We start from the raw sequence: 1,736 nt of genomic DNA, 5'->3' as shown, positions 1-1,736 counted from the left end.
CGTATCGGAAGGTGCGGCTGGATCACCTCCTTTCTAAGGAGAATTGCTTTTCACTGTTTAATTTTGAGAGTTTAAGCTCTCAAGTGGTGAACATGGGGGTGTAGCTCAGTTGGGAGAGCACCTGCCTTGCAAGCAGGGGGTCAGGAGTTCGAATCTCCTCATCTCCACCACGTTTGTACCTTGAAAACTACACAGCGAAAATAAATACTACGTAGTAAGCTAGAAATAGCTACTACAATTTCAACTGGTCAAGTTATTAAGAGCATAGGGTGAATGCCTTGGCACCAGGAGCCGAAGAAGGACGGGATAAGCGCCGAAACGCTACGGGGAGTCGCAAGTAGACATTGATCCGTAGATATCCGAATGGGGAAACCCACCTAAGGTAAACCTTAGGTATCACTTACTGAATACATAGGTAAGTGAAGGTAAACCAGGGGAACTGAAACATCTAAGTACCCTGAGGAAGAGAAAGAAACATCGATTTCCTAAGTAGCGGCGAGCGAAAGGGAAAGAGCCCAAACCTGTAAAAGTAATTTTACAGGGGTTGTGGACATAGCATAAAAGGAGAGGCTATTGTAGTCGAAGAGAGTTGGAAAGCTCCACCATAGATGGTGACAGTCCAGTAGACGAAACAAGAAGACTCCAAGCTATGATCCAGAGTACCACGAGACACGTGAAACCTTGTGGGAAGCAGGGGGGACCACCCCCCAAGGCTAAATACTACCTGGTGACCGATAGAGAAGAAGTACCGTGAGGGAAAGGTGAAAAGAACCCCGGGAGGGGAGTGAAAAAGAACCTGAAACCCTATGTTTACAAGCAGTGGAAGTTCATTAAAGAACGACCGCGTACTTTTTGTAGAACGGGCCAACGAGTTACGATATGCAGCAAGGTTAAGCACTTAAGGTGTGGAGCCGAAGGGAAACCGAGTCTTAATAGGGCGAATTAGTTGTATGTCGTAGACCCGAAACCGGGTGATCTATCCATGGGCAGGGTGAAACGGAAGTAAAATTTCGTGGAGGCCCGAACCGTTTAGCGTTTAAAAGCTATCGGATGACCTGTGGATAGGGGTGAAATTCCAATCGAACCCGGATATAGCTGGTTCTCCTCGAAATAGCTTTAGGGCTAGCCTCAAGAAAGTGAAGTGGGGGTAGAGCACTGAATAGCTAAGGGGCGCAAGGCGTTACCGAGGCTTATCAAACTCCGAATACCACATTCATGATTCTTGGGAGTCAGACTATGTGAGATAAGTTTCATAGTCGAAAGGGAAACAGCCCAGATCATCAGCTAAGGTCCCAAAGTACAGATTAAGTGGGAAAGGATGTAAGACTACACAGACAACCAGGATGTTGGCTTAGAAGCAGCCATTCATTGAAAGAGTGCGTAATAGCTCACTGGTCGAGTGGTCTTGCGCCGAAGATTACCGGGGCTAAAATCTGTCACCGAAGCTATGGGATAGAAATATCGGTAGAGGAGCATTCTGTATGGGCAGAAGTCGTACCGAAAGGAGCGGTGGACTGTACAGAAGAGAGAATGTTGGCATAAGTAGCGAGAGGTGGGTGAGAATCCCACCCGTCGAAAGCCTAAGGTTTCCTGAGGAAGGCTCGTCCACTCAGGGTTAGTCGGGGCCTAAGCCGAGGACGAAAGTCGTAGGCGATGGACAACAGGTTGATATTCCTGTACTACCTATAAGCGTTTGAGAAATGGAGTGACACAGAAGGATAGGTTAAGCGTACCGT

At 47.5% G+C, this 1,736-nt stretch carries 1 tRNA gene and 1 rRNA gene; both read left to right on the top strand.

Annotation, left to right across the window (positions count from 1 at the left end):
* The first annotated feature begins 94 nt into the window (after positions 1 to 94).
* Positions 95 to 170, top strand: a tRNA-Ala gene (locus CLPU_RS16210).
* A gap of 76 nt (positions 171 to 246) precedes the next feature.
* Positions 247 to 1,736, top strand: a 23S ribosomal RNA gene (locus tag CLPU_RS16205); the annotation flags it as partial.

Origin of the sequence: Gottschalkia purinilytica, assembly GCF_001190785.1 — a bacterium.
GTDB classification, from domain to species: Bacteria; Bacillota; Clostridia; order Tissierellales; family Gottschalkiaceae; genus Gottschalkia_A; species Gottschalkia_A purinilytica.
This window is presented reverse-complemented; position numbering and strand designations above follow the sequence as displayed.